Annotated in this window: 4 protein-coding genes; all 4 read left to right on the forward strand. The window is 72.8% G+C overall.

Annotation, left to right across the window (positions count from 1 at the left end; translation table 11 throughout):
- Positions 1-211: 211 nt before the first annotated feature.
- Positions 212-883 carry a VOC family protein gene (locus PROKR_RS20070; RefSeq protein ID WP_036966260.1) on the forward strand — a complete coding sequence of 224 codons (672 nt, stop codon included), beginning with the start codon at positions 212-214 and terminating at the stop codon, positions 881-883.
- Positions 884-936: 53 nt separating this feature from the next.
- Positions 937-1,755 (forward strand): ABC transporter permease, encoded by an 819-nt coding sequence (locus tag PROKR_RS20075; protein ID WP_036966264.1) that lies wholly within the window; start codon positions 937-939, stop codon positions 1,753-1,755.
- The gene (locus tag PROKR_RS20080) at positions 1,748-2,584 is read left to right on the forward strand and encodes an ABC transporter permease (protein WP_051433172.1); all 837 of its coding nucleotides are present in this window, start codon (positions 1,748-1,750) and stop codon (positions 2,582-2,584) included. The genes PROKR_RS20075 and PROKR_RS20080 overlap by 8 nt, the downstream gene beginning before the upstream one ends.
- On the forward strand, positions 2,581-3,307 hold a 727-nt coding region (locus tag PROKR_RS20085; RefSeq protein WP_084800554.1), incomplete at its 3' end, for an ABC transporter ATP-binding protein. The genes PROKR_RS20080 and PROKR_RS20085, both read left to right, overlap by 4 nt.

Below are 3,307 nucleotides of genomic sequence, written 5' to 3' on the forward strand. Positions count from 1 at the left end.
CGGCTGACCGGCACTCCCGGCTGATGCTTCCGGCGGCGGGCCCGACCAGGGTCCGCCGCCGGACGTGCTGGTCGACACCCGGCCGTCGACACCCGGCCGTCGACACCCGGCCGCCGGCGGCGAGCGGTACCACGGGCCCTGTCGGCTGTCGGTGTCTCGTGCCATGGTGGGGGTACCCGGACGAGACGCTGCACGAGGGAAGGCACGACCCATGAGCGATGCGATCACGCCTGCCGAGTTCACGGCGGCGGAAGGCACGGACGACTGGCGGGTGCTCAAGGACTCGGCGCTCGCGCGGTTCACCACGGGGTCGTTCGCCACCGGTCTGGTGCTGGTCGCCCGGATCGGCGAGCTCGCCGAGGCCGCGAACCACCATCCCGACGTCGACCTGCGCTACGGGACCGTGACGGTGCGTACCTGGTCGCACGACGTCGGCGGGCTGTCCGAGCGGGACCTCGGGCTCGCGCGCGCGATCTCGGCGGCGGCCCGCAACGTCGGCGTCGCGGCGGACGTGACCGGGTTGCGCGAGGTCGCCATCGCCGTCGACGCCGTGGTGGGGTCCGCGGTGCAGGCGTTCTGGCAGGCGGTCCTGGGCCACGAGCCGCAGCCCTACCGGGGCGGGAACACCGCCGCGGGCCGGCTGCTCGACACGGACGGCCGGCTGCCGATGTTCTGGTTCCAGCAGAGCGACGAGCACCGGGAGCAGCGCAACCGCATCCACGTGGACGTGTGGGTGCCGCACGACCAGGCCGAGGCCCGCGTGGCGGCCGCCGTCGCCGCCGGCGGGCGGCTCGTGACGGACAAGTACGCCCCGTCGTGGTGGGTGCTGGCCGACGCCGAGGGCAACGAGGCGTGCGTGTGCACGTGGCAGGGCGAGTTCTGAACCGCGGGAAAAAAGGTGTGCGCCCCTGCGCAGGCAGGTAATGTCTCGCGCTTGTGCGCCCGCTGACCCCACCCGCCCGGAACCCCTACTGGCGGTTGCTCCTGGCGGGCTTCCGCGGGCAGTCCGCCTACCCGCTCGCGACGCTCGCCGGGCTGGTCGCGAACGCGACGTTCGGGGTGCTCAAGGGCTCGATCATGGGCGCCGCCGTCGAGAGCTCCGGCGGTGAGCTGGCCGGGTACACGGCCGGCAGCATGGCCGCCTTCGTCTGGCTGGGCCAGGGGCTGCTCGGGTCGGTGAACCTGTGGGGCGGCAGCGACCTGCAGACCCGGATCAAGTCCGGCGACGTCGCCGTCGACTTCCTGCGGCCGGTGAGCGTCCAGGCCTCCCACGTGCTGACCGACGTCGGCAAAGGACTCTTCGGCCTGCTGCCGCGCGGGCTGCCGAGCGTGCTCATCGGCGTCGCGATCGGGGGCATGGTGCTGCCGTCCGACCCGAGCGCATACGCGCTCGGCCTGATCAGCCTGCTGCTCGGCATCGCCATCTCGCACGCCTGCATCTACGCCGTGGGTACGTCGGGCTTCTGGCTCGTGGAGTCCCGCGGCGTCGCCGTGTTCTACATGTCGTTCTCCGGGCTGTTCGCCGGCCTCTACACGCCGATCTACCTCTTCCCGGACTGGCTGCTGACCCTCGCGCTGCTCACGCCGTTCCCGTCGATGATGCAGCTTCCGGTCGACGTGCTCTCCGGCCAGGTCACCGGGACGGGGGCCTGGCAGCACCTCGGTGTGCAGGCCCTGTGGCTCGCGATCGTGCTCGCCGTCGGGCACCTGACCACGCGGGCGGGCCGCCGTCGGCTGGAGGTGCAGGGTGGCTGAGCCGGAGGGCGGGTCCCCGGCGCGCGGGCGGCAGACCCTGCGCGCCTACCGGGCCGTCGTCGCCAGCCGCGCGCGCTCGCAGGCGAGCCACCGCGCGAGCTTCCGCATGGACCTGGTCGGCGCGCTGCTCGTGGGCCTCATCGAGTTCGGGGAGATCTGGGTGCTCTACTCGGCGACGGACCAGATCGGCGGGTTCACGCTCGCGCAGATCATGCTCGTGTTCGGGCTGTCCGACCTAGCGTTCTCCCTGGCCGACCTCGTGGCCGGGCACTGCGACAACCTCCCGGTGTACGTGCGCGCGGGCACGCTCGACGTGTTCTTCCTGCGGCCGCAGCCGGTGCTGGCGCAGCTCGTCACGAGCGACCTCAGCCTGCGCCGGATCGGGCGCTGCCTGGTCGGCGCGACGTCGCTCACGGTCGGCCTGGTGCTGAACGACATCGACTGGACCGCCGGCGCCGTCGGACTGCTCGTCCTGGCGCTGGCCTGCGGGTTCGTCATCTTCACGGCGCAGTTCGTCACCGCGGCCGGGCTCCAGTTCTTCCTGGTCAACGGCGCCGAGATGACCAACGCGTTCGTGTACGGAGGCCGGTACGCGGCCACGCAGCCCCCGAGCGTGTGGCCGCGCAGCCTGCTGGTGGTCTTCGGGGTGGTCTTCCCCGTGGCGTTCGCGGCGTTCCTGCCGGTCTCCACCCTGCTCGGCGCGCCCGGAGTCGCGGGCCTGCCGGGCTGGCTGGGCTGGTGCGCACCGGTCGCGGCGCTCTGGGCGGTCGGGGTCGCGGCCCTGTCCTGGCGCTGGGGTCTTCGTCACTACCGAGGAGCAGGCGGATGAACGTCATCGAGACCGAGGGCCTGACCCGGGTGTTCACCGGGCGGCCGGAACGCGGGAACCGGCTGCGGCGCTCGCGGCACGTCGCCGTCGACGACCTCGACCTGACCGTCGGGGCGGGCGAGTCCGTGGGCTACATCGGCGCCAACGGGGCCGGGAAGTCGACCACCATCAAGATGCTGGTCGGCATCCTCGTGCCCACGAGCGGCAGGGTCACGACCATGGGGCTGCACCCGCTGAAGCAGCGCCGCGTGCTCGCCCGCCGGATCGGTGTGGTGTTCGGGCAGCGCTCGCAGCTGTGGTGGGACCTGCCGGTGCGGGAGTCGTTCTCGATCCTGGCCGCGATCCACTCCCTGACCGCCGCCGACGAGCGCGTCCGGACCGCCGAGCTCGTCGAGATGCTGGAGATGGGGGAGTTCCTGGCCACGCCGGTGCGGCAGCTGTCCCTGGGGCAGCGCATGCGCGCCGAGGTCGCGGCCGCGCTGCTGCACCGCCCGGACCTGGTGATCCTCGACGAGCCGACGATCGGCCTGGACGTGCTGTCCAAGCAGCGGCTGCGCGAGTTCCTCGTCGCCCAGCGTCGCGAGCACGGCACGACGCTGCTGCTCACGACGCACGACATGGGCGACGTCGAGCGGCTCTGCGACCGGATCCTGGTCGTGGACCACGGTCGGCTGGCCTTCGACGGCACCCTCGACGGGCTGGCCCGGACCGTGGGCGCCCGCC

This window comes from Promicromonospora kroppenstedtii DSM 19349, from assembly GCF_000515355.1.
GTDB lineage: Bacteria > Actinomycetota > Actinomycetes > Actinomycetales > Cellulomonadaceae > Promicromonospora > Promicromonospora kroppenstedtii.

Coding starts and splice junctions, on each gene's coding strand:
- PROKR_RS20070 (WP_036966260.1), top strand. CDS start 212: ATGAGCGATGCGATCACGCCTGCCGAGTTCACGGCGGCGGAAGGCACG.